2 protein-coding genes are annotated in these 2,788 nt (G+C 61.3%); one reads left to right on the forward strand and one right to left on the reverse strand.

Features of this window, described 5'->3' with window-relative positions; all coding sequences use genetic code 11:
• Positions 1–1,082 (reverse strand): hypothetical protein (locus ACESMO_RS00720; protein ID WP_372706263.1); only part of this gene is annotated, 1,082 nt, incomplete at its 3' end.
• 1,009 nt (positions 1,083–2,091) lie between these two features.
• Between ACESMO_RS00720 and ACESMO_RS00725 the strand changes: the two genes are divergently transcribed.
• A complete protein-coding gene (locus ACESMO_RS00725) occupies positions 2,092–2,715 on the forward strand; it encodes a recombinase family protein (RefSeq protein WP_372706264.1) in 624 nt (207 codons plus the stop codon).
• Positions 2,716–2,788: the final 73 nt, after the last annotated feature.

Here is a 2,788-nt window from a genome sequence, read left to right on the forward strand (position 1 = left end):
ATGTCTTCGTCCTCGCGAGCGATCCGAATTTGCTGGTCCGAAATGCCGAGCACGGATTTGAGCGGTCCGTCGTTAGGGGTCGCCTTGCTGCTGTAGATGAAGGCACAACTCAGTCTGTTGTCGAGAGCGTTGAGGCCCGCGACCTTCGGGGGGATCGGTCCGCCAGAAACCCTATGATCCATCAGCTTCTGGACCTCTTCATTGCCGGACCAGAAGCCCAACTCCGGTTCATTCCCAGCGAGATAATCGCAGAGCTTTACGATGAACGCCCTCCCCTCTGACCTCTCCCAAAGGCTGCTCGTCCCCGAGTGGCCCTTGGTGAAATAGCGGATCGCAATCGAGGGCTGGCCTGTCCGCACAGCCGAGACGACTCGCTCGCTGAACGCGACCTGACCTGCTGCAACGAGGGCACCGATGCTCGTCATATAGGATGCACCCGCAATGGTGACGCTGGCAGGGATTTCCTGGAGGAGGTCCGGCGACCATATCGAAAGCCATTCGAACTTCTTCGACTTCCAGTCGGTGACGTTCACAAACGCACGCCATCGGTCGGCGTGCTTGATGAAGGCGGCATAGCCCTTGGCGCCGTCATCACGAGCGATATCGGTGAAGCGATCAGCGGCGCCGAGTGGGCGGACTTCGCTCCACCCCTCCGTCCCAACTGGGGAAAGGTCGTATCTCGTATCAAAGAACTGACGATTGACCGTCGTAACGATCTTGCCACTCTGCACCGCGTTGGGAGCTTCATCGATGCGGAAATGCCAGTCCTGAAATGCCCGCAGATCGCATCCCATAAGGGACTCGTGCGTCGTCAGGACGAATGTGTGGACGATGCGGGCTGTCTCAGCCCGTTCAGAATCCTCATTCAGTTGGTCCTGGACGGTCCCCTGCCGCCTCGACTTCGCGTGGGCAATCTGAACGTCCAGACCCGCGACCTTCTTGAACTCCTCGGCCTGCTCCGCGATCAGCTTTGCGGTCGGGTAGAAGAAGATATACCGCCCCGGATTGGCGACGGCCTCAGCCCGCATGAGATGGCTCTTGCCGCAGCCTGGAGGGCCACTCAGCACCTCGACCTTCATCATCCCCGTCCCCCCGTTTCAAACCATCCACCCATCAGCCAATAGCGACGTTAGGCATCTTGTCCCACCATGGTTACGACCTTCGCGCCGTAAACCTGTCGCTGCGTGTTTCTTAGAAGAAGAAGACGTTCAGGTTTCTCGATCCTGGTTCCAAGGCGGAAGCCCCGCAGGGGGATGGGGTCGAGGTCGGGGGAGAGATCGGTAATTTGAGAAGCCGACGAGATGGCCGGTAGGCCGAGGACCGCAGCCGAAGGCGAGGACCGGAGGGCGTGCGGGTCGGCTCGTCCGGGTGGCCGACGTGAGGAGGTCGCCTCGTAGAGAATGAGATGAAGGCTTGAGCCTGGACCCGATGGAGAGGCCGCTGGACCTCGGGGAACTGGGCGACTGGTCTCCTGGTCGAGATCGAGAGGCTTGAGCCTGATCCAGATCAGTGAGCGATCCGCCTCGACCCGGAGGGCCTCGTCGGCTCGGGCAACTTCGTAGACTTCGGCGTTGCCACACCTCGTCTCCTCGCCGCCGAGTTGGTGATCTCGTTCTCTTCCTCATGACCCAGGAATTTGAAGTGGTGGGGCGCCAGCCCCGATAAACGCGCCTGGTCAGGTTGCCGGGCTATCGACGCTATTGGCGCCCGTGACAAAATCCGGTCTGCGCTGGCCGCAGTTCCAGCCCGCGATTCCTCGACTTCGGCGCCGCGAATTTCCGCGCCGATAAACATGTGATTTTGAGACGGCGACCCGCGCCCTCGTTTGAAGTATCGTCGATCTACGAAAACGGGGAGAGATCGCATGCACGAGTTCATCGTCGAGGGGACTGCGGACGGTAAGCCGGTCAAGGTTCGCGTCTTCGCCCAGAATCCAGATCATGCCGGTAGAACGGCGAAGGACCAGCTTGGGGCGCGGTCCTGGTCAGTTCGGAAGGTCACGCGGGTCTGAGCGGCAGCGGCGAATAGGTCACCGGCTGGCCACTGGCGCGAAATCCTTGACGGATTCCCGATCCGCGCCACCCTGGTGAGATGAAGAGAGCCGCGTTCTACATTCGTGTCAGCCAAGATTCTCAGACGACTGAGAACCAACTCCGCATCCTCCAGGAGGTAGCGGAACGATCCGGTTGGGAAGTCGTCCATGTGTTCGAAGATGCCGGGATCAGCGGCGCCAAGTCGCGGGATCAGCGTCCCGGCTACGATGCCCTGCTGAGGTCCATCCATCGCCGAGAGGTCGATATGGTCGCGGCCTTCGCTGTTGATCGTCTGGGACGCTCCCTGGGTGATCTGGTGGCCTTCCTGTCGGACATCCAGGCCCGTGGCTGCGACTTGTATCTGCACGCCCAAGCCATCGACACCTCGACCCCTTCGGGCCGCATGCTCTTCCAGATGCTGGCCGTCTTCGCAGAATTTGAACGCTCGATCATCACCACCCGGATCAACGCCGGGCTCAACCGCGCCCGATCCCAAGGCGTGAAGCTCGGCCGCAAACCCATCGCCCCCATAGACCTCGATCCAGTTCGGAAGCGTCTCAACCAGGGTCAGTCCATCAGGGTGATCGCTCGGGCTACCGGGTTCTCAACGGCGACGGTTCAGCGGGTCAAACGGTCGTTGGGTACGGTGGAGGGAACCGTCCCGAGCACCGTCGCCGCATGATCGCGGCCAGCCCCGCCGCATCGTCAGGAAAGCCGGTCCACAAGCGGTCAGGAAGCCGTCCCGAGCACCGTCA

Origin of the sequence: Brevundimonas sp. (assembly GCF_041688735.1) — a bacterium.
Classification (GTDB): Bacteria; Pseudomonadota; Alphaproteobacteria; order Caulobacterales; family Caulobacteraceae; genus Brevundimonas.

Bases quoted from the DNA above. Each gene is read 5' to 3' on its own strand.
- ACESMO_RS00725 (WP_372706264.1), top strand. From the start codon at position 2,092: ATGAAGAGAGCCGCGTTCTACATTCGTGTCAGCCAAGATTCTCAGACG.